Here is a 20879-nt window from a genome sequence, read left to right as displayed (position 1 = left end):
GGTTACTCGCCGGCGCCGCACTTGCCTTCGCCGCATTTGCCTTCCGAGGTTTTTTCCGCCGAGTCGGCCTTGGCCTGGGACTGGCTGTAGCCGTGATCCAGTTGCTTGACGCTGAACGCTTCGGAAGCCGAAGCCGCGTTGGACAGGGCCAGGCCACCGGCAAGCAGCAGGCCGAGGGTCAGGGAGGTTTTCGAGCGCTTGGTCATGGTGAATCTCCGATGCGATGTTTGAGTTCAAAGGCTTGATCGGGGCTGCCGATCGACAGGTTCATTTGAGCGCCGGGCTGTATCGCTGATGTGTCGCGAAGGGCCGGATTTGTGCGCGGGATGTGTCGGGCGTCGGGCCGTACACACTGAGATACAGAGCGCCGGTGTGATTCGATTGCCGGGCGCAGCGTCTAGCCACGGTGTCCCCGCAATCCCATGGGGCGAGACTTCGAGACCCGGCATGCAAGCGCTGTTGAACGAGATCCTTGACGCTGTCCGGCCCCTGATCGGGCAGGGCAAGGTGGCTGACTACATTCCCGCCCTCGGCACCGTGCCGGCCAATCAATTGGGCATCGCCGTATATGGCAATGACGGCGAGATGTATTGCGCCGGCGATGCCGAGACGCCGTTCTCGGTGCAAAGTATTTCCAAGGTGTTCAGCCTGGTGCAGGCCATCGAACATTCCGGCGAGGCGATCTGGGAGCGTCTGGGCCACGAGCCGTCCGGCCAACCGTTCAACTCGCTGGTGCAGCTGGAGTTCGAACGCGGCCGTCCGCGCAATCCGTTCATCAATGCCGGGGCGCTGGTGATCTGCGACATCAACCAGTCACGCTTTGCGGCACCGGCGTTGTCGATGCGCGATTTCGTGCGGCGGCTGTCGGGCAACCCGCAGGTGATGGTCGACGGCAAGGTCGCCGACTCCGAGTACCAGCACCGCGCGCGTAACGCAGCGATGGCTTACCTGATGCAATCCTTCGGCAATTTTCACAACGACGTCGAAGCGGTGCTGCGCAGCTACTTCAGCCACTGCGCGTTGCGCATGAGCTGCATCGACCTGGCCCGGGCGTTCTGCTTCCTGGCCAACGACGGTTTCTGCAAACACAGCGGCGAACAGATCCTCAGCCGACGCCAGACCCAGCAAGTCAACTCGATCATGGCCACCAGCGGCCTCTACGACGAGGCTGGCAACTTCGCCTATCGCGTCGGCCTGCCGGGCAAGAGCGGCGTCGGTGGCGGCATCGTTGCGGTGGTGCCGGGGCAGTTCACGGTGTGCGTGTGGTCGCCGGAACTGAACACGGCGGGCAATTCGCTGGCGGGGATGGCGGCGCTGGAAATGCTCAGTTCGCGGATTGGCTGGTCGGTGTTCTGAGCCCGTGTTGCTTTGAGGGAGGCCAACCTATACATTTTCCGGCCGCCCTCAATATGGTGAATCCGCTCCATGTCTCTCGCGCTCGAACGTCTCGTCGCTGGCACGCCTATCCCTTTCGCCGGTAACCGCGTCACCGTGGTCAGCCCCGAACTGGCCGAGCGTTTCCGACCCGGCGACCATCTGCTGGTGGAGCAGGTGAGCGGCGAGCTGTTGCTGATTCCGGTGGTGGATCAGCAGGCCGCATCGGTGGCGATCGAGCGTGCAGCGGCGGCGTTTACGGCGTTGTCCGCTGTGCCGGATGAGGCCATCAGCCGCTTCTTCGATCTGTTTGCCCAACGTCTGGAAAACCCGGACGCCTGGGCACTGATCGAAACCGCCAACCTCGCCGACATCGAACGGGCCAAGGCGCGCGGTCGCTCCACCACCCGGTTGCTCGCCGACGAGCGGATGCGCCGCGACATGATCGCCGGTCTGCGTGCCTGGCGTGATGCGCCGGCCACCCGCGGCAAGGTGATCAGCAGCGTCGATCACGACGGCTGGAAGGTCGAGCAGGTGGTATCGCCGCTGGGCATCGTCGCGTTCGTGTTCGAAGGCCGGCCGAACGTCTTCGCCGACGCCGCCGGTGTATTGCGCACCGGCAACACCGCCGTGCTGCGTATTGGCAGCGATGCGCTGGGTACCGCGCAAGCCATCGTCACCCACGCTCTGAACCCGGCGTTGGCCGATGCCGGTCTGCCGGCGGGTGCGGTGTCGCTGGTGGAGAGTGTCAACCACGCCGCCGGTTGGGCGATGTTCGCCGACCGGCGTCTGTCGCTGGCGGTGGCCCGTGGTTCGGGGCGTGCGGTCAGTCAGTTGGGCAGCATCGCCCAGCAGGCCGGCACCGCCGTCAGCCTGCACGGCACCGGTGGCGCGTGGTTGATCGCCGATCGCGATGCCGACGCCAAGCGCTTTGCCGCTGTGGTGCGTAACTCGCTGGATCGCAAGGTCTGCAACACCTTGAATGTCTGCCTGATCCAGCGCGACCGTGCTGCCGAACTGGTGCCGCTGTTCCTCGATGCCTTGCAGCAGGCCGGTACCGCGCGCGGTCAGGGCTGCAAATTGCACATCGTCGAAGGCAGCGAAAGCTACCTGCCGAGCGATTGGCAGAACGCGACGGTCGAGGTCTATCGCGCCGAGGGTTACCAGACCGAAGCCCTGGCCGAGCCGTTGCCGGAAGCGCAATTGGGCCGCGAGTGGGAATGGGAAGAAACCCCGGAAACCAGCCTGATGATCGTCGACGATCTGGATCAGGCCATCGCGCTGTTCAATCGCTACAGCCCGCAGTTCACGGTGTCGCTGATCAGCGAAGACGCGGCGGTTCAGGAGCGCTTCTACAGCGCGGTCAACGCGCCGTTCGTGGGCAACGGCATCACTCGTTGGGTCGATGGTCAGTACGCGCTGAACAAGCCGGAACTGGGTCTTTCGAACTGGGAAAGCGGCCGGTTGTTTGCCCGCAGCGCGATTCTCTCCGGTGACGGTGTGTTCACCGTACGCAGCCGCATGACGCAAATCGATCTGGGCGTAAAACGCTGAACAGAACAACGCCGCGCCCGTCGCAATGACGGGCGCGGCGTTGTGTTTTCAAGCAGCATCAACTGCCTGACCGTACACCGCGCACGTCGACGGTTGCTCGGCCAGCGAGACGAAGGTACGGCGGTCGGCACTCAGCGCGTCGATCGAGCCGGTCTCGATGTCGTAGACCCAGCCGTGCAGATTCAGCAGGCCTTTCTCCTGGGCCAGGCGCACGCTCGGGTGAGTCTGGATGTTCGCCAGTTGCGCGATCACGTTTTCCCGCACCATCGAACTCAGTTTGGCGGCGTCGTTGGCGTGCGGTCGCGATTCATTCACCACTTTCGCCGACTCGGCGTGTTGCAGCCAGCCGCTGACGGCGGGCAGGTGATCCATGCATTTGCACTGGGCGATGGCGGTCATGGCGCCGCAATCGGAGTGGCCGCAGATCACGATGTCGGTCACGCCGAGCACAGCCACCGCGTATTCCACCGTTGCCGAGACCCCGCCCGGATGCGGGCTGTAGGACGGCACGATATTGCCGGCGTTGCGGATCACGAACAGCTCGCCGGGCTCCTGCTGGGTCAGCAGTTCCGGGACGACGCGGCTGTCGGAGCAGGTGATGAACAAGGTGCCCGGGGTTTGGGTGGTCGCCAGGTGTTTGAACAGTTCGGTGCGTTGTGGAAACGCCTCGTTCTGGAACTTCAGGAAGCCTTCGATCAGGTTTTTCATGGTGTGTCCTCTCAGTTCGAACAGCCGGTGCCGAATTCGCTGTATTGAAGAATGTGTTTTGCGCCGTGGCTGTCGAGGTAAGTCATCTCGACCGGCACTACGCCGCAGACGTCGGCGACCGGGGTGATGCTCACGACTTCGGCGATATCCAGCGACATGCCGTAGCGGTAAGCGGCGGCTTCGTCATCGGCCTGGGCTTGAGTGCAAAGGCCGGCGAGCAGGGCAAGGGTCAGCAGAATTTTTTGCATGGGGCAGCCTCCAGACAGATGGGGTTACGATTTGGCAATTCAGGTTTGGAGGGGCCCGCACGCGGGGTGCGGGCCCGGAGGGGTCAGAACGGACGCAGCGGGAGGAACTTGCCGTCGAGGGTGACCACGGCGCGGGAACCGCCTTCAGGGTCTTCGACTTTCTTGATGTCGAGCTTGAAGTTGATCGCGCTGATGATGCCGTCGCCGAACTGCTCGTGAACCAGTGCTTTCAGGGTGGTGCCGTAGATCTGGATCATCTCGTGGAAGCGGTAGATGGTCGGGTCGGTCGGCACACCGTCGAGGCTGCCGCGCAGCGGGATGATTTGCAGGGCGGCGACGTCTTCGGCGCTCAGCTCAAGCTTGTCGCCGACCACTTCGGCGGCGGCTTTCGGCAGTGGATGCTGGCCGAGGAGGGCGGCGGTGACGTAGGCCAGGCTCAGGCCGGTGCCGTCGGCCAGATCCTGCCACGACAGGTTTTTCTCAGCCTTGGCATCCAGGGCGCGGGTGGTCAGGGCGATGCGGCTGTCGTTGTAGGCTTGGGATTGCATGGTGCTTCTCCTTTCGGGGTTGGCTTGCTGTGTGGGATTCATCTTCTGCCGATTGATCCATAGCGTCCAAGACCGATATACAATGCAAGGCATAAGCACTGCCTATAGATGGGGCGTCCCATGCTGCTGCGACATTTGCGATACCTGCTGGCCGTGGCCGATCACGGCGGCTTCACCCGGGCGGCCGAGGCGCTGCACGTGTCGCAGCCGACCCTGTCGCAACAGATCCGCCAACTGGAAGAAAGCCTCGGTGTGGATCTGTTTGATCGCACCTCGCGCTCGGTGAAGCCGACTGATGCCGGGCAGGCCTATATCGAATGCGCGCGACGGGTGCTGGTGGAGCTGGAGGCGGGCAAGCGCGCGTTGCATGACGTGAAGGATCTGACCCGAGGCTCGCTGCGCCTGGCGATGACGCCGACATTCATGGCGTATCTGGTGGGGCCGTTGGTGCGCGATTACGTGGCGCGGTATCCGGGGATTCACCTGGAGATTTTCGAGTTGTCGATGGATGACATCGAGGCCGGGCTGGCGGATGACTCGCTGGATATTGCAATTGCCTTTACCCCGGTGCGCAATCCGGACATTGAATGCATTCCGGCATTTGTCGAGACGTTGGGGGTAATGGTCGGGCGCGAGCATCCGCTGTACGACAGCTCATCGGTGCTGACCCCGGATGACATTGCGCAGCTGGATTTCGCCTTGCTGGCGCCGGATTTCATCACACGGCTATCGATTGACGAGTATTTCCGTCAGCACGGCATCACGCCCAAGGTGCAGATCGAGGTGAACTCGGTGAGTACGTTGCTGGAAGTGATCCGGCATGCGCCGATTGCGACCATGTTGCCGGAGGCGATTGCGACCGAGGACCGGGCGTTGCGCCGGTTGCGTGTCGAAAGCGAGGCGCCGCAGCGGGGAGCGGCGTTATTGCGGCGCCAGAACAACTATCACAGTGCGGCGGCTGAGGCGTTCATGAAGCTGGTGCTGGAAACTCGTTCATGAGCTTTTTTTGCGAGCAATAAAAAGGGCCTGCTTCGCTTTCGAAGCAGGCCCTTTTGTTTATTGAAGTTTTAACTTAGCAGAACCGATCAATCACCCGAACTTCGTTGTTGTTCTGCATCGAGTCCCACGCCTGTTTCAGCGTTTGCAGAACATTACCGATGAAGTCCTTGTCGGCCGCGGCTTTCTTGCCGACATAGCCGTGGCCGCGGCGGTACATCTTCAGGCGGGCCAGCAGGTTCTGGTTGTTCCGGTCGAACTCTTCTTCACCAGCATGGGGCGACAGGCAGTCGATATGGACCTGACCCGACTTGCTGATCCACAGAATATGGCTGTCGTGGCTGTCTTTTTGCGCAGCGAACATACGAGCCAGTTCTTCGATAGTAGGTTGATTGTTCAGATTCATGATATTGCCCCTTGACCAGTCTGGTGATCTTTCAAAGTTGATTCGCTAATACAGGTAGCCCATCGGTTAGTTGATCCCTGGCACCGAAACCAGGACGTCAGCGGTCGCCCGTGTGAAGTACGGGGTCATGCGTCTGTTGCATGTAGTCGTGTTGAATAACTGCTACGCAATAGCGTCACAACGAGGAGAAGCAGCGAAAACCGGGAGGCTCCTTGACGACGTTTTCAGGGTCGACCACAAGCGTCTTGAGAATTTTCGCCAGCGCTTCTCGTCCTTGTACTGGACGTTCAGGCCAGGTCAGCTTCTTCAATCTGCCTTGTGGGCAGCGTGTATCCGGAAAAAACAGCTCGGCGGTCAGACGAGCTTGCTCAAGCGTGTTGCCAGTGCTCCCGATCGGGGAGACGTCTGCATCATGCAAAAGCAAAACGATGCCGTCAACGGTTTTGTAGTGATTATTTTTGGTCACTACATATTGTCGGACAAAGTCATTCTGGAATGAAAAAAGCGGCGGTCAGGCAGCGGGAGAGAGGCTGCGCAGGCAGTAGAACGTGCAGGGATAGCCGTCCACTGTTTTGGTCTGGCGGGTAAAGTCGCCGCCGCTCAGCTCAGGGATGAGCCGGGCCCAGAACCGCTGTGCAGGCAGGTTGGCGTCGACATGGAAAATCTGCCATCGACCGGGCAGGTGGCTCAAGAGGGCAGAGGCGACAAACTGCGCGACGCCTTGGCCACGCCAGCGTCGGCTGACGAAGAAATAGCCGATGTTGTAGTCGGCGCCTTCGATGAGGAGGTGGTCATCCACGGTCACGAATCCCGCCAGTTCACCGTCAACGTGGATCAGGAATGGCCGCGTCGCCGGCTGGCGCCAGTAATCGTCTTTCAACTGGATCGGGAAGAACCCATGCCCGCCGAGCTTCAGCGGCAGCCACTCGCTGAAGTCATAGGTGTAGAACTGCATCAGGTTTTCGAGGGTGTCCAGTTCGTCACGCCGGGCGACGCGCAGTTCGATGACAGACATGCGGCTGCCTCCTGACCATCACTGCAGAAACAGTAGCGTGCAGCGGGCTATTTGGCTGCCGGTTTTGCCGCACGCTTGCTGGTTCCGGTGGTTTTGCGCCGGGTGGTCTTGCGTTTGTTCTTCCATGGCGCAGCGGCCTTACCGGCAGGCGGCGGGCCGCTGATGGTCAGGCTCAGTCCGGCGCAGCGGGTCACTTGTTTGCTCATCCACGCGGCCTGCTTGGTGACGAACTCTTCCAGACTCATTTCGCCGCTCTGCACCATGTCCAGCGCCTGCTCCCAGATCGCCGTGGTGCCGGGGTCGGCAATCGCGCGCGGCACGGCGTCGATCAGGCTGAAGGCGGCGGGGGTGGCGGACAGCGCCTTGCCGTTCTTCACCAGATAACCACGATCCAGCAACCCTTGAATGATCGAGGCGCGGGTGGCTTCGGTGCCTATGCCCGTGGTGTCCTTGAGTTTCTGCTTGAGCAGCGGATCTTCCACCAGTTTGGCGACGTTCTTCATCGCCTTGATCAGGTCGCCTTCGGTGTAGGGCTTGGGCGGCTGTGTCCACAGGTCCTTGAGCTTCACGTCCGCCACGGCGCATTCGGCACCTTGGGTCAGCGTCGGTAGCGTTTGCGGCGCGGGGGCTTCTCGGCCCTTGGCCGGGGCCAGCGCTTCGGGCAACGCGCGTTTCCAGCCCGGCTCGATGATCTGCTTGCCAACCGCGCGCAAGGCTTCCCCGGCGCAATCGAAATCGGCCTGGGTGCGGTCGTATTCGTGATTGGGCAGGAACTGCGCCAGATACCGTGCGCGAATCAGCGTGTAGACCGCGCGGTGCTTGCCGGTCAGGCGCTCCATGTTTTTCGCAGCAGCGGTCGGGATGATGCCGTGGTGGGCGCTGACCTTGGCGTCGTTCCAGGCGCGAGAGCGGCGCTGTGGCTCCAGATGCTCACGCAGCGCTTCGAGGCTAGGGTCGGCCTGACGCAACGCCGCGAGAATCCCCGGCGCCTCGCTGTGCTGGCTCAGGGGCAGGTAGCCGCAATCGCTGCGCGGGTAGGTGATGACTTTGTAGGTTTCGTAGAGGGCCTGGGCGATGTCGAGGGTTTCCTGGGCGCCGAGACCGAGTTTCTTCGAACAGACTTCCTGCAAGGTGCCCAGATCGAAGGGCAGGGGCGCCACTTCGCGCATGCGTTCGGTGCGCAGCTTGATCACCCGGGCGCTGGCAGCGCTGCTGATTGCGGCGGCCGCTTGCTGGGCGAGGGCTTGATTGAGGCAGCGATCCTGATCGTCACAGGCATCGTTTGGCGCACGCCATTGCGCAGTGAATGGCGTGCCGTTGTGCAGTAGTTGCACGTCGATGGCCCAGTACGCGACCGGCACGAAATCGGCAATGCTGCGGTCGCGATCCACCACCAGTCGCAAGGTCGGCGTCTGTACCCGGCCCACCGGCAGCACGCCTTGATAGCCCGATTGCCGGCCGAGCAGGGTGAACAGCCGACTCATGTTCATCCCGATCAGCCAATCCGCCCGCGAGCGCCCGAGTGCCGAGTGATACAGGCTGAAGGTTTCAGCACCCGGTTTGAGCGACGCCAACGCCTTGCGAATCGACGCTTCGTCCAGCGCCGACAGCCACAAACGGCGGATGGGTCCGCGATAGCGGCAATGCTCGACCAGCTCCCGGGCGATCATCTCGCCCTCGCGGTCGGCGTCGGTGGCGATGATCAGTTCGCTGGCCTCGCCGAGCAGGCGCTTGACCGCCTTGTACTGGCTGGCGGTACGCGGCTTGACGGTCATTTTCCATTTGTCCGGGATGATCGGCAGGTCGGCCAGCACCCAGCGCTTGTATTTAGCGTCGTAGGCGTCCGGCGGCGCGGTTTCCAGCAGGTGGCCGATGCACCAGGTCACCGTGACATCCGTTCCCAGCCAGCAGCCGTCGCCCCGACGCTTGGCGCCGAGCACGGCCGCAATATCCTTGGCCTGGGAGGGTTTTTCACAGAGGTACAGCCGCATAACCACCGTCGTCGATCATTGCCCGAAGAGGCGCACAGGATGGCCTGAGTCGGGCGTTCGGGCAACTTTTATCTGTATGGATATACAGATAAAAGGATTGCCGGTCATGACAGCGTGCGTCGGGGCAATCCGGGACGCTATCGAGAAATTGATTAGCGCCCCCGTTGGCGGCTGTGGCAGGTTCAATCTGCCTGACAAGGCGAGTGACAGGACGATCTCGCCAGAAGATCGCCGCTTTTCTGTCTGACACTGACTCTTCAGAAACAAGGACGTACACCATGTCTCAACCTTCCTCCCAGGCCAGCAGCGCCTTCACCGCCGTCGACACTTTCAGCCACCTGTATGATCGCGGCACCGGGACCGTCAACGGTAAGCCGTCGTTCACCGCCGACCAGGCTGCCGACGAAATCCTGCGCAAGGGCATGTCGTGGCAGGACAGGAATGCCGACGGCAAGATTGATCTGACCTACACCTTCCTGACCGACAAACCGTCGAACTACAACCCGAAACTCGGCAACTTCAGCGAGTTCAGCGCCCAGCAGAAGGCCCAGGCCGTGCTGGCGATGCAATCGTGGTCGGACGTGGCCAACGTGACCTTCACCGAGGGCAAGGGTGGCGACGGTCACATGACCTTCGGCAACTACGACGTCAGCACCGGCGGCGCAGCGTTCGCCTACCTGCCACAGGGCAGCAGCTACGACGGCCAATCGTGGTACCTGATCAACGATCAGTACCAGGTCAACAAGACCCCGGACACCAACAACTACGGGCGTCAGACTCTGACCCACGAAATCGGCCACACCCTTGGCCTGTCGCACCCGGGCGCCTACAACGCCGGCAACGGCAACCCGACCTACGGTGACGCCAAATACGCCGAAGACACCCGTGGCTACAGCCTGATGAGCTACTGGAGCGAGGCCAACACCGACCAGAACTTCAGCAAGGACGGCAGCGGCGCCTACGCCTCGGCACCGTTGATGGATGACATCGTCGCAGTACAGAAACTCTACGGCGCCAACTTCGAAACCCGTGCCGACAACACCGTGTACGGCTTCAACTCCAACGCCGATCGCGACTTCTACAGCGCCACGTCGAACACCTCCAAAGTGGTGTTCTCGGTATGGGACGGCGGCGGCAATGACACCCTGGATTTCTCCGGCTTCAGCCAGAACCAGAAGATCAACCTCAACGAAGGTTCGTTCTCCGACGTCGGCGGTCTGGTGGGCAACGTGTCCATCGCCCACGGCGTGACCGTGGAAAACGCCATTGGCGGTTCGGGCAATGACCTGCTGATCGGCAACGCGGCGGCCAACGACCTGATCGGCGGTGCCGGCAACGACATCATTTACGGCGGTGGCGGCGGTGATTCGCTGTGGGGTGGTGAAGGCGCAGACACCTTCGTGTTCGGCGCGGCCAGCGACTCGACCATGACTTCGCCGGACTGGATCATGGATTTCACCAGCGGCCTGGACAAGATCGACCTGTCGGGCATCGCCGGGTTCGCCACCGGCGCAGCCACGCTGAACTTCGTCAGCGGCTTCACCGGGCACGCGGGCGATGCGATCCTTACGTACTTCGAACAGACCAACCAGACCAGCCTGATCATCGACCTGACGGGCCAGGGCTCGGTGGACTTCGCCGTGGGTGTGGTGGGGCAGGCCGTGGCGACCGATATCGTCGCCTGATCTGAAAACGGAAAATCTGAAACGAAAAAACCGCAGTCCTTCGCAGGTTGCGGTTTTTTTGTTTTTGGACATCGCTCTACGACAGTGAAATCCGTTACTGCTCGGTCTCGAGGATCGACGTGGCGTGGGCATTACGTACTCTGGCAAACCACCAGAGAGCCGCCACGCCCAGCAGCGTCGCCAGCACGGCCAGAATCAGAATCACACGTTGCGTCCCCAATGGCGCGGCGAGCAGTGCGACCAACAGACCGGCCAGCGGTTGCGACAAGTTGTTGAGCAGGGTGATCACGCCCACGGTCTTGCCGAAGTCCTGAGGGGGAATGACTCGCTGGCGAATGCTGCGCATGTAAACGTTGAACATCTTGTCGAAGCCGACGATCAACAGGAAACCCAGCACATAACCCGCCAGGTTCGGGCTCAGGGCGCTGATGAAGGCGCCGGCGGCGAGCATCGAACAGGCAACGCCACCCAGTACGCGCAACGGCAATACCACCCGGGCGAGGAAAAACAGAATCACGATGGTGGTCACCGCGCCAGCCGCTTGCAGCACGGCGTAGTCGTCCTTGCCGGCGCTGTATTGACCGAGCACCATGGCCGCCGAAGTGGCCAGGGTGACCCCGACAATCAGGTTGACCCCGACTGCCAGGGTGATGATCTTTTTCAGCTCCGCCAGTTCGCGGATATGCCTGAAAGCGATGCGCAGAGGCTGCAGCCAGATGTCCTGATGCTGCTCGAACACCTCCAGGGCGATACGGCTGAAACGTTGCCACACCAGCATGCTGAGGTCCGCCAGCAGGAACAGTCCGGCCACCCACAGCACCACCCAGTGCCAAGCCGAAACCTCCAGCAGCAATGCCGCCACCAAGGGCCCCAGAACCAGTCCGGTCTGGTCGGCTATCTGCGAGTAGGAAAGGGTTTTGGTGTAGCTGTAGTGTTGGAAGATATGCGGCATCAGCACTTCGCGGGCCATGATGCCCTGAGTCGTCAGCACGCCGCACAGCGCTGACAGCACCACCAGCCATGCGATACCGCCGAAGACGGCATAAAGCCCTACTGCCAGCACGCAGAGCAGCGCCCGGTAGACCTGACTGATGTGCAGGATTCTGATGGGCGAGAACTTGTCGCACAGGGCCCCGCACAACGGAAACGCGAGAAAACGCGGCAGCGACTCGACGAAGAATGCAAGCCCCGCCCAGGACGCGCTGTTGGTGGTCTGGAATACCACCAACGGCACGATGAACAACAGGATCTGATCCGCCAGCCGCGACAGGAACAGCGAGATGAAAAAAGCCAGGTAATCCTTGCGCATGATGACTCCTGTCGGTGGGCGTTTTGGGCGTGATATGAAACCAGAATCCGCCGCCTCCGCAAGCGGCGGTCATATCTGATCGAAGAAAGGCCGTTCGGCTGCGAACCCGACGAGATGCCCCCGCATGGGTTATACCTGAACCGGTGCCTTCGCCGCAGTCAGGAGAAACCGATGAAAACTTCCGGTCCCAGTCCCGTTATCACCATCGCCGAGCAGCCAGGCTGCCTCCTTGTGAAATTCCACGGCATACAGGTAGCTGCGTCTGCCCGAGCGCTGGTGCTGCTCGAAGCCAATTACCCGCCGGTCTACTACATCCCGCGCGAAGACATCGACGAGAAGTACTTCGCCCGCACCGATCACACCACTTACTGCCCGTACAAGGGCGATGCCAACTATTTCAGTCTGCAAGTGCCGGGGCATGAAGGAGCGAATGCGGTGTGGACGTACGAGCATCCGAAAATATCAGTCAGTCAAATCAAGGACTATGTTGCGTTCTACCCTGATCAGGTGAAATTCGAATTGCTGGATGCCGAGGTCTGAACGCAACCGGCCGCCCGCAGAGGGCGGCCGGTTGATGCTCACTTGCCTTTGCGCCGGGTCGTCGATTTGGCTTTCGCCGACTCCGCTTTGCGGCTTCGTGTGTGCTTGATGGCCGGTGGTGGCGCAGCTGCCGCACGATGAGCCTGGGCCGGCGCCCCCGGTTGGGTGCTCTCCAACGATTGTTCAAGCAACTGGAACGACGCCTGTGCGACCGCCTTGGCTTTCGTCTGGATGGCCGCCAGCTTCGGTGATAACAGTGCGTCCATTTTATTCTCGAACACCTGCGCTACACGTTTGTATGCGAGTGCATTCAGATGCAGTTCGTTGATCCAGTCATCGTCGTTGATCAAGTTTCTCAGGTCGAGGAAGTAGACGTCTTGATGGCTGTTGGCGACTGACTGGAGCATCACGTTGAGCTGATCGATAAAGTCCGCCACGATCTTGCGCTGCACCTGTGGGTCGAGAATGTTCTTGCGGGTCAGCGACGGACGGATCCACGGTCCGATGAAGCGATAGTTGCCGATGTTGACCACACCTTTACCGGTCGGAACGGCGCGGCCGTAGCCGTGGAAGATGATTCTGGTCTTGGGGCTGGCAGCCTTGACCTTCTTGATCATGTCTTCGTAACCACCTCGAAACACCCGGTCGATGATGTCGGTGACGTATGCGGTTCGCAGTAGAGAAGGAGGCGAACTGTCGGCATGGTTCAGAAACGATGCGAACTCGTCCCCGGCGATGTCGTTGCCACCGGCCGAAAACAGAAAGAACGCCGGTTTCGTGCGTTTGATTTCTGCCAGTACCTCGACGAATTCCGTCGGTTTCCGGGTCCATGATCCTTCTTTGATTTCAGTGCCGTACACCATATTTTCCAGGGTGTCGCCGCCCGTGGCGAAGTTCTTGATCTTGTAGCCGGATGTCAGCTTGAGCCATTTGATGATGTCCACCCCTGGCAAGTAGTCGAACCAGGAATCTCCCTGGGCAACTACATCCACACCATCGGAACCAAAGAAGAATCCCCCAGCGGCGCCCGGTGCCATTTTTTGTGCGGGCTGCTCATGTTGCCAGATGGCCAGGTTGATTTTTGCCAGTGCGTCTTCACTTTCGTAATTCATGTCGGCAGTCTCTTTTTGTCGGAAAAAACGCTCGGGAACCGGCGCGTTGCCGGCTCCATTCATTGAGTCCGAACGACGTCTTCAGGGTGCTGCTACGTCCAGACTGTTCAGCACTTCTGCATAGCGACAGGAAGGCACCTAAGTCCAGACCTGCAGGGTGATCGCGCTTGTGTTGTTGCGATACATCAACAGCACGTCGTTGGCGAAGCACCTGAGTTGTCCGCTGGCCGGTGCGACCCAACCGTTCGGCCAGCGGCTGCCATCACCGATGGGAAAAAAACTGTGCGAATCCTTGTCGATCGAACCGATCAGGGTGAACCATGTGGCACCTTGTGCCTTGCACCGGATGAGTGGCAGAAACAGTTTCAGCTTCGGGACGGCCGCGCCGTTGACGTTGTGTTCTTCGTGCCAGTCGAACCAGTTGCCGGTGGCGCGGAAGAAATAGCGTTGACCGACGGCAAGCATTACCGATGTCGGGCACCAGGGGTCATTGGCCTGAATCTGCACACTGTGCAGCAACGTCTGTGCGCCCGGTGGCGCGATGACTGAAGGAGCCATGAGCGCTCTCCGTAGCTCAATAATCCAGGTCAATGAAGGGTTGATCCAGCCTGGCGTCGGCGTCGAGCCCAAGGATGTTCTTGAGTGTGGTGGTCATCACGTTCAAGTCGTTATCGAACCCGCCATGCGAGGTGTCGGCCTTGGTGTGTGGCCCATAGGTCATTTTCGGGTCGTTATAGATGTGCAGGGTTGACGCCCGGGGGTGCGTGAGACCGCTACCGGTCGCGGCAAAGCCGGCAGGAACGTCGTTGTCCCAGAAAAAAGCGTTCCATTGAGTCGTCATGTCTTGCGCGGCGATGTTCCATTCGCTGAGTTTGGGATCGCTGAAATCCTGGTACGCGCCATCCAGACTCTTGGCCATGCCCAGCAGGGGCATGCGTTGCAATTCTTCATAGGAACGGGAGACGAGATAAAGCAGTGATTTGTGATAGACACCGATGACATTGTCATCCTGTTCGCGCTTGTCCGACATGATGTGCATGTGGAAATCATCGCGTTGCAGTCCGCCACCTTCGATGACACTGCGATAAGTCCGGTTGGCGAAATCGAGGGTGCACGCGGGAGCCATCAGGGTCGAGGTTGCAATTGGCAAGTGCCTGGCCCAGAGCAGGCGAATCAGATGTCCGTTGATCAGTGACCCCGCCGAATGCCCGATCAGGTGCAGTTCGACTTTATCGGCGCCCAGATCATTGACCAGCGCCTGCAGGTTCAGGGTCATTTCCACAAGACCACGGGGCGTGAAACCGCTGACCGCTGCGGCCTCGGCATTCTGTTTCATCTGGCTCCACTGGTCGCCACCGAGTTTTTTGGTGATCATTTCCACCGTGCGATCGAGGCCTTCGGCGGCCTTGTCCTTGACCACTTTGAAAATGTCACCGAAGCCGCCTGCCTCGGGGAACAAGCCGGGCAATGTGTCCTTGACGATGTCCATCAGCGTTTCCAGAACCCCGGTGCGCCAGGTGACGAATAACGGATAGATACCGTTTTCGAGAAAGTACGGGGCCATCGCACAAATGCGCTTGATCGAGTCGGCTTCGTTGTTCAGCCCGCCGTGGGAGAACACGGCGATACGCAATTTGTCGGGTCGGGTTGCATCAGGAAGATTGCCGTACCAGACCTTCGGAGCTTCCCGGACGATTCGGGCCACGCCTGCGCGCACATTCTCTACATCGGTGAGGCGCGGGCCGATGCTGCCGTTGTTCTCCATGACCACGGTCATTCCATAGGCTTGATCCGTGGTCAGAGCGGGCGGTCCCTTGCGGGTAACCATCGAAGAATCGAAGGAGAGCAGTGACATGCCCTCGCGCTTTGCGCTTGCGGAGGGCAGGGCCCCCAGAAATGCCGACTGAACAACGTTGCGGCTGTTCGAAGGTCTGGTGCTGCGTGTGATGGCGCCGTGCTTGATCGGCACACCGAGGGCAACGGTCCAGGCATCGGTGCCGTTGGCCAGCCAGTCCTCGTAGGTCAGGATCGCGAAGCCCGAAAAGCCCCAGTCTGTGGACCAGGAGTTCTGCACAATAAAACCTTCGTGGGTGTAGCCGATCAGAGCGAAGGCATGGCCGCCTTCGACTTTTGATTTCCACTTGATGACAGGCAGCTGGGAGGTGCTCTGGAACACCTTGGGACCCGGTTTGCCTGTGGCTGGCAAATCCCAGCCCTTGTGCACATTGGCCGAGACATACAGCGCATTGGTTTCATACAGCGCCGCCATCATTGCGGTGATGTCATCCTTTTCAACCCGATAGTAAACACCCAGGGGCCGCGTCACGGCATCCTCTGCCCAGTTGTCGGTGGGTGCCTCAAAGTCGGGTACCGAGCCGTTCGGTGCGACGGTGTAGGGCCAGAGACTTCTCTCGCAGACACCGTGTTTGTGCCAGCCTTTCAACGCACCACGGCAACTGGAGCCGGCATAGTCTTCACCCGGCCATTCGTCATAGAGCTTGGCCAGGTGATAGAGCTGGCGCGGGCTGGTCAGCACCGATTGACTGTCACGCCGCCACAACAGGTAGTTGATCACCGCCGAAAGTCCGAAACCGGTACACGCCCCTTCGTTGCCCTGATACAGCACCATGCCCCGGCCGAGGTAATCGGCCAGTTTGCCGGTAATGTCCTCGTCCGACGGAAAGGAGGCGGGGAGTGATTGCGCCCGTGGAGTGAAAAGGCGATCGCGCAGATCCAGGCGATCCGGACGGGCGTCGAGGGTGATCGAATTTTTGGCGAACGAAAACAGGCTGGCAGGCATGGGAGGATCCTCGGGTCCAGAGGCTCGTACCCCCACGCCACGAACGCTTTTCTGCGTCGTAGGGTCTATTGGTCTGATTTATCGTAGACGAGTTTTTGCCGAAGCAAATCGGGACCCGCGAGAAGTTCTACAGCGCCGACGAGTGGCCGCACGGTACGTCGCTGACGAGGAACTGCCCCGTCAGCGACAGCCTGCATCAGTTCTTGTCGAGGTCGATATTCTTGGTCTCCCGCAGACAGATCATCCCCACCACCAGGCTCACCCCGGTAATCAGCACCGGGTACCACAGCCCGTAGAAGATATCCCCGGTGTACACCACCAGCGCAAACGACACGGTCGGCAGGAAACCGCCGAACCAGCCGTTACCGATGTGGTACGGCAGAGACATCGAGGTGTAGCGGATGCGGGTCGGGAACAGTTCGACCATCAGCGCCGCGAGCGGGCCGTAGCACATGGCGGAGATGATGATCAGGCCGACGATCAGGGCCACGATCATCGGTTTGTTGATCTGCTGCATGTCAGCCTGTTGCGGATAACCGGCGAGGGTGATGGCGCCGCGTAAGGCTGCTTCGTCGAAGCCGTCGAGTTTCACATCGCCGACGCTCACTTGCACCGCGCTGCCCGCCGGGGCGGCGACGCTGGAGTAGGGCAGGCCTTGCTTGACCAGGAAGGTCTTGACCTTGTCGCACGGGCTGTCGAATTTGGCCTTGCCCACCGGATCGAACTGGAAGGTGCAGGTCGCCGGGTCAGCCACCACGGTGATCGGTGCCTGACGGCTGGCGTGGTCGATGGCCGGGTTGGCGTAGTGGGCCAGGGATTTGAAGATCGGGAAGTACAGCGCGGTGGCCAGCAGCAGGCCGAGCATCAGCACCGGTTTGCGCCCTACCTTGTCCGACAGCCAGCCGAAAATGATGAAGAACGGCGCGCCGATCACCACGCTGATGATCAGCAGACTGTTGGCCACCGCCGGGTCCATTTTCAGGAACTGGGTGAGGAAGAAAAGCACGTAGAACTGCGCCGCATAAAAGGTCACCGCCTGGCCGGCGTTGATGCTGAACAGTGCGATCAGCACGACCTTGAGGTTTTCCCATTTACCAAAGGATTCGCGGATCGGTGCCTTGCTGGTTTTGCCTTCCTCTTTCATTTTCAGATAGGCCGGCGACTCATGCAGGCTCAGGCGAATCCAGGTGGAAATGCCCAGCAGCACGATCGACAGCAGGAACGGAATACGCCAGCCCCAGACTTCGAACTGATCGCCGGTGAAGTAGCGGCAACCGAGCACCACCAGCAGCGACAGCAGCAGACCGAGGGTGGCAGTGGATTGAATCCAGCTGGTGTGGAAACCGCGTTTGCCGATCGGCGCGTGCTCCGCCACGTAAGTTGCGGCGCCGCCATATTCGCCGCCAAGGGCCAGGCCCTGCAGCATGCGCAACACAACAAGAATGATCGGCGCGGCGATTCCGATGCTGGCGTAGGTCGGCAGCAGGCCCACCGCGAAGGTCGCTACGCCCATCAGGATGATGGTCGCGAGGAAGGTGTATTTGCGCCCGATCATGTCCCCCAACCGACCGAACACCAGCGCCCCGAACGGCCGCACGATGAAGCCTGCGGCGAACGCCATCAGTGCGAAGATGAACGCCGTGGTGTCGTTGACCCCGGCGAAGAACTGCTTGCTGATGACCGCCGCCAGGGCGCCGTAGAGAAAGAAGTCATACCACTCGAACACCGTCCCCAGGGACGAGGCGAAGATGACCTTTCGGGTATCGGGGCTGGCGTCCGTGCTGCGCACGGCGTCCAGAGGCTGAACGTGTTCTGACATATCGGTATCCCTCACAGTGATTGTTTTTGTTGTTTCCACTGTCGGCGCCGACCTTGTGGGCGTGCGCCGCTGTTCCTTTGGTCAAGAGAGTGCGGTCAGTGCTTTTTCTTCGGCGGGAAAACTCCGGGCGGTTGGGGTGAGAATCAGCTGAGCCGCTTTTTCAGCAATCATCAGCGTAGGCGAACAAGTGTTGCCCGAGGTAATGCGCGGCATGATCGACGCATCGGCAATCCGCAGGCCCGGCACGCCATGCACCCGCAGTTGCGCATCGACCACCGCGTCCGCGTCATTACCCATGCGACAGGTGCCGACCGGGTGAAAAATCGTCGTGCCGATCTTCGCCGCCGCTTCGTGCAGTTGTTCTTCGGTTTGCAGGCTGGCGCCTGGCAGGTATTCCACCGGGTTGAAGGCTTGCAGGGCCGGGGCGCTGACGATGCGCCGGGTCAGGCGAATCGCATCGGCGGCCACGCGCAGGTCTTCGGGATGGCTGAGGTAATTGGGTTGAATCAGCGGGGCTTCTTGCGGATCGGCGGAACGGATCTCTATTCGGCCCCGGCTCTGCGGCCGCAAATCACACACCGACGCGGTGAACGCAGGGAAGCTGTGCAGCGGTTCGCCAAAACGCTCCAGCGACAGCGGCTGCACGTGATATTCGAGGTTGGCCGAGGTCTGTTCCGGCCCGGATCGGGCAAACGCGCCCAGCTGACTCGGCGCCATCGACAAAGGCCCGCTGCGGTCATACAGATAGCGCAGGCCCATGCCCATCTTGCCCCACACGCTGCCAGCGATCTGGTTGAGGGTGCGGGCGTTTTCCAGTTTGTAGATCAGCCGCAGTTGCAGGTGATCCTGCAGATTGCCGCCGACGCCCGGCAGCTCATGCACCACGCCGATCCCGAGCTTTTCGAGCAGCGGACGCGGGCCGATTCCGGAGCGTTGCAGAATGCTCGGCGAGCCCACGGAGCCGGCGCACAACACGATCTCCTTGCGCGCCTTGAAACTCTTTTGTTGACCTTGCCAACGGGCGCTGACTTTCGAGGCGCGGCCGTCTTCAAACAGAACGCGATCCACTTCGACTTCGGTCAATACCGTGAGATTGGCCCGATCGCGAATCGGCTTCAGAAACGCCTTCGCCGCATTCCAGCGCACCCCGGCCTTCTGATTGACCTGAAAGTAGCCGCAACCCTCGTTGTCGCCCTGGTTGAAGTCATCGATGCTGGCGATGCCGCTCTGTTCGGCAGCGCTGCGGAACGCATCGAGAATCTGCCACGACAGGCGCTGGCGTTCGACCCTCCATTCACCCTTGTCGCCATGGAATTCCGCTGCGCCAGCAAAGTGATTTTCGCTCTGCTTGAACAGCGGCAGCACGTCATTCCAGGCCCAGCCCGGATTGCCCTCGGCGGCCCAGCCGTCATAGTCGTTGGCCTGGCCGCGCATGTAGATCATGCCGTTGATCGACGAACAGCCGCCCAGCACCTTGCCGCGCGGATAACTCAGCGCGCGGCCATTGAGGCCCGGTTGCTCTTCGGTCTTGAAACACCAGTCGGTGCGCGGGTTGCCGATGCAGAACAGGTAACCCACGGGGATGTGAATCCACGGGTAGTTGTCGCGCCCGCCGGCTTCCAGCAGCAGCACGCGCTGCTGCGGATCCGCCGACAGCCGATTGGCCAGCAAACACCCAGCCGGTCCGGCGCCGACCACGATGTAATCGAATTCATCGAGGGAAGTCTGCATTCCCTGACCTCGCTTATTGTTTTTGTTATCGGTCATCCTAGTTGTTAGCTTTCGTCAAAAGAATGTTAGTTTTTGCGCAGCCGCTGTGCGTTTTCAAACAGCGCTCCCTGACGATAGCCGACAAGGACAAGCCATGTTCGACTGGAACGACCTGCGGTTCTTTCTCGAGTTGCAGCGCAGCGGCCGCTTGCTCACTGCCGCCCGCCGCCTGAACACCACCCACGCCACCGTGGCCCGGCATATCGAGGCCATCGAAAAAAGCCTCGGCACCGCGCTCTTCGTCCAGCACGCCCAAGGCTACGAAATGACCCCGGCGGGGGAGGCGCTGCTCAAACACGCCGAAGCGATGGAAAACGTCGCGCTGCTCGCCCAGGAAGAAATCACCCAGTCCACCGCACCGCTGGGCAAGATTCGCGTCGGCGTCACGGAAGGGCTGGGCATCATGTTTTTGGCCAGCCGCATGATCGGGTTGTTCGAACGCTATCCGGGGCTGGAAGTGGAACTGGTGGCGGTACCGCGCTTCGTCAGCATCCTCAACCGCGAGGCGGAAATCAGCATTCACCTGGAACGGCCGGCGGCGGACATGCTGGTCACCCGCAAACTCACCGATTACCGGCTCGCGCTCTATGCCAGCCGCGCCTACCTGGACAACGCGCCGCCATTGCGCAGCCGCGAGGATCTTGGCCGGCATGCGTGGATCGGCTATGTCGATGATCTGCTGTTCAGTCAGGAGCTGATGTTTCTCAACAGCTTCTGCCGCAACCCACGGGTGGTGTTTCACAGCACCAGCGTGATCGCCCAGCAGCAGGCGGCGCGCTCGGGGCTGGGGATTGCGGTGCTGCCTTGTTACATGGCGGCGTCAGATCCGGATCTGGTGGCGCTGTTGCCGGATGAGAGCATCGAGCGCAGTTACTGGATTAGCACGCGGCGCGAGTTGCACAAATCGGTGCGGTTGCGTGTGGTCTGGGATTACGTGGTGGGGTTGTGCGAAGGCGAGCGCGAGTTGTTGATGGGCCAGTAAAGAAGCTGTTTCATGCAACTAA

The 20879-nt window shown here is 60.9% G+C and carries 20 protein-coding genes; 7 read left to right on the top strand and 13 right to left on the bottom strand.

Going from position 1 to position 20879, the window contains the following annotated elements:
- Nucleotides 1–2 precede the first annotated feature (2 nt).
- Complete coding sequence (locus GQX66_RS25670; protein WP_085746122.1) at nucleotides 3–206, bottom strand: hypothetical protein; 204 nt, start codon at nucleotides 204–206, stop codon at nucleotides 3–5.
- A 241-nt stretch (nucleotides 207–447) separates the two neighbouring features.
- On the opposite strand from GQX66_RS25670, the gene glsB reads away from it, so the two are divergent.
- Nucleotides 448–1356, top strand: a complete 909-nt coding sequence (glsB, locus tag GQX66_RS25665; RefSeq protein WP_064379522.1) for a glutaminase B — start codon at nucleotides 448–450, stop codon at nucleotides 1354–1356.
- 69 nt (nucleotides 1357–1425) lie between these two features.
- Nucleotides 1426–2928 (top strand): aldehyde dehydrogenase family protein, encoded by a 1503-nt coding sequence (locus GQX66_RS25660; RefSeq protein WP_240871973.1) that lies wholly within the window; start codon nucleotides 1426–1428, stop codon nucleotides 2926–2928.
- Nucleotides 2929–2976: 48 nt separating this feature from the next.
- Here GQX66_RS25660 and GQX66_RS25655 read toward each other — a convergent pair whose 3' ends face one another.
- The 3 genes from GQX66_RS25655 to cynS form a co-directional block, all read right to left on the bottom strand.
- Entirely contained in the window at nucleotides 2977–3636 is a 660-nt protein-coding gene (locus GQX66_RS25655; RefSeq protein WP_007950573.1) for a carbonic anhydrase, read from the bottom strand.
- Nucleotides 3637–3647: 11 nt separating this feature from the next.
- Complete coding sequence (locus tag GQX66_RS25650) at nucleotides 3648–3884, bottom strand: DUF2790 domain-containing protein (protein ID WP_240871972.1); 237 nt, start codon at nucleotides 3882–3884, stop codon at nucleotides 3648–3650.
- A gap of 83 nt (nucleotides 3885–3967) precedes the next feature.
- Nucleotides 3968–4432 carry a cyanase gene (gene cynS, locus GQX66_RS25645; protein WP_102687038.1) on the bottom strand — a complete coding sequence of 155 codons (465 nt, stop codon included), beginning with the start codon at nucleotides 4430–4432 and terminating at the stop codon, nucleotides 3968–3970.
- A 120-nt stretch (nucleotides 4433–4552) separates the two neighbouring features.
- On the opposite strand from cynS, the gene cynR reads away from it, so the two are divergent.
- Nucleotides 4553–5431, top strand: a complete 879-nt coding sequence (gene cynR / locus GQX66_RS25640) for a transcriptional regulator CynR (protein ID WP_102717598.1) — start codon at nucleotides 4553–4555, stop codon at nucleotides 5429–5431.
- 73 nt (nucleotides 5432–5504) lie between these two features.
- On the opposite strand, the gene GQX66_RS25635 is transcribed toward cynR, so the two are convergent.
- On the bottom strand, nucleotides 5505–5834 hold the full coding sequence (locus tag GQX66_RS25635) for a hypothetical protein (protein WP_011334739.1): 330 nt from the start codon (nucleotides 5832–5834) through the stop codon (nucleotides 5505–5507).
- Between the two features lie 127 nt (nucleotides 5835–5961).
- On the opposite strand from GQX66_RS25635, the gene GQX66_RS25630 reads away from it, so the two are divergent.
- Complete coding sequence (locus GQX66_RS25630; protein ID WP_052026217.1) at nucleotides 5962–6333, top strand: hypothetical protein; 372 nt, start codon at nucleotides 5962–5964, stop codon at nucleotides 6331–6333.
- A 12-nt stretch (nucleotides 6334–6345) separates the two neighbouring features.
- Here the strand turns inward: GQX66_RS25630 and GQX66_RS25625 are convergent, their stop codons facing one another.
- Nucleotides 6346–6849, bottom strand: coding sequence for a GNAT family N-acetyltransferase (locus GQX66_RS25625; RefSeq protein WP_085746128.1), 504 nt, complete (start codon nucleotides 6847–6849; stop codon nucleotides 6346–6348).
- 47 nt (nucleotides 6850–6896) lie between these two features.
- Complete coding sequence (locus tag GQX66_RS25620) at nucleotides 6897–8840, bottom strand: DNA topoisomerase III (RefSeq protein ID WP_129973176.1); 1944 nt, start codon at nucleotides 8838–8840, stop codon at nucleotides 6897–6899.
- Nucleotides 8841–9118: 278 nt separating this feature from the next.
- Between GQX66_RS25620 and GQX66_RS25615 the strand changes: the two genes are divergently transcribed.
- Nucleotides 9119–10525, top strand: a complete 1407-nt coding sequence (locus GQX66_RS25615) for a serralysin family metalloprotease (protein ID WP_240871971.1) — start codon at nucleotides 9119–9121, stop codon at nucleotides 10523–10525.
- A 94-nt stretch (nucleotides 10526–10619) separates the two neighbouring features.
- Here the strand turns inward: GQX66_RS25615 and GQX66_RS25610 are convergent, their stop codons facing one another.
- Complete coding sequence (locus GQX66_RS25610; RefSeq protein WP_240871970.1) at nucleotides 10620–11834, bottom strand: MFS transporter; 1215 nt, start codon at nucleotides 11832–11834, stop codon at nucleotides 10620–10622.
- Nucleotides 11835–12005: 171 nt separating this feature from the next.
- On the opposite strand from GQX66_RS25610, the gene GQX66_RS25605 reads away from it, so the two are divergent.
- Nucleotides 12006–12374, top strand: coding sequence for a DUF427 domain-containing protein (locus GQX66_RS25605; RefSeq protein ID WP_102717594.1), 369 nt, complete (start codon nucleotides 12006–12008; stop codon nucleotides 12372–12374).
- A gap of 38 nt (nucleotides 12375–12412) precedes the next feature.
- Here GQX66_RS25605 and GQX66_RS25600 read toward each other — a convergent pair whose 3' ends face one another.
- The 5 genes from GQX66_RS25600 to GQX66_RS25580 all read right to left on the bottom strand — a co-directional run bounded on the left by GQX66_RS25600 (nucleotide 12413) and on the right by GQX66_RS25580 (nucleotide 19836).
- A complete protein-coding gene (locus tag GQX66_RS25600) occupies nucleotides 12413–13486 on the bottom strand; it encodes an SGNH/GDSL hydrolase family protein (RefSeq protein ID WP_158247901.1) in 1074 nt (357 codons plus the stop codon).
- 138 nt (nucleotides 13487–13624) lie between these two features.
- Nucleotides 13625–14044, bottom strand: coding sequence for a hypothetical protein (locus GQX66_RS25595; RefSeq protein ID WP_240871969.1), 420 nt, complete (start codon nucleotides 14042–14044; stop codon nucleotides 13625–13627).
- 16 nt (nucleotides 14045–14060) lie between these two features.
- Nucleotides 14061–16286, bottom strand: a complete 2226-nt coding sequence (locus GQX66_RS25590) for a C1 family peptidase (RefSeq protein WP_102717591.1) — start codon at nucleotides 16284–16286, stop codon at nucleotides 14061–14063.
- Nucleotides 16287–16482: 196 nt separating this feature from the next.
- On the bottom strand, nucleotides 16483–18105 hold the full coding sequence (locus GQX66_RS25585; RefSeq protein ID WP_240871968.1) for an MFS transporter: 1623 nt from the start codon (nucleotides 18103–18105) through the stop codon (nucleotides 16483–16485).
- An 81-nt stretch (nucleotides 18106–18186) separates the two neighbouring features.
- Nucleotides 18187–19836, bottom strand: a complete 1650-nt coding sequence (locus GQX66_RS25580; RefSeq protein ID WP_240871967.1) for a GMC family oxidoreductase N-terminal domain-containing protein — start codon at nucleotides 19834–19836, stop codon at nucleotides 18187–18189.
- A 133-nt stretch (nucleotides 19837–19969) separates the two neighbouring features.
- Between GQX66_RS25580 and GQX66_RS25575 the strand changes: the two genes are divergently transcribed.
- The gene (locus GQX66_RS25575) at nucleotides 19970–20857 is read left to right on the top strand and encodes a LysR family transcriptional regulator (protein ID WP_039767081.1); all 888 of its coding nucleotides are present in this window, start codon (nucleotides 19970–19972) and stop codon (nucleotides 20855–20857) included.
- Nucleotides 20858–20879 lie beyond the last annotated feature (22 nt).

The organism is Pseudomonas sp. B707 (assembly GCF_022496685.1).
GTDB classification, from domain to species: Bacteria; Pseudomonadota; Gammaproteobacteria; order Pseudomonadales; family Pseudomonadaceae; genus Aquipseudomonas; species Aquipseudomonas paraglycinae.
Note: the sequence above shows the minus strand (reverse complement) of the source record. Positions and strands in the feature narration are given on the sequence as shown.